The organism is Aeromonas sp. PrichA-15 (assembly GCF_017939245.1).
Taxonomy (GTDB): domain Bacteria; phylum Pseudomonadota; class Gammaproteobacteria; order Enterobacterales; family Aeromonadaceae; genus Aeromonas; species Aeromonas caviae.
The window spans coordinates 1-327 of sequence record NZ_JAGKRH010000302.1 but is presented as its reverse complement, the minus strand read 5'-3'; the positions used below and the strand labels follow the sequence as shown (position 1 = coordinate 327).

The 327-nt window shown below is 49.2% G+C and carries 1 protein-coding gene; it reads right to left on the bottom strand.

The window, feature by feature from the left end; all coding sequences use genetic code 11:
• The coding region (locus J9889_RS21705; RefSeq protein WP_210558137.1) for a transposase at positions 1-252 on the bottom strand (252 nt) is incomplete at its 3' end.
• Positions 253-327 lie beyond the last annotated feature (75 nt).

Below are 327 nucleotides of genomic sequence, written 5' to 3'. Positions count from 1 at the left end.
CAGTGGGAGCTTGGTGTTTGCGAAAATCGTGTTTCCAGTCAATGACATCTGGTGACGGCAGTGATTGCATTGCCACACACGTGGCCGCCTTCTCAGGCGACAACAGGTCTTGTTGGCACATTCAGGGCAGACAAAGCCGTTAGGAAAACGCCAAGTGAACAGCGCGTTTTCGCACTGAGCCTCAGTGCCATAGTCCTTGAGAAACTCAAACAGGCTGTAGCCTTTCTGGAATTGGATTTTGCTTTTGGCCATGATCTCGCACCTCGATAACTGTACGTAAGATCAGTATAGTTCGTGGTAACTGACTGCTAATCATGGGTAATCAGG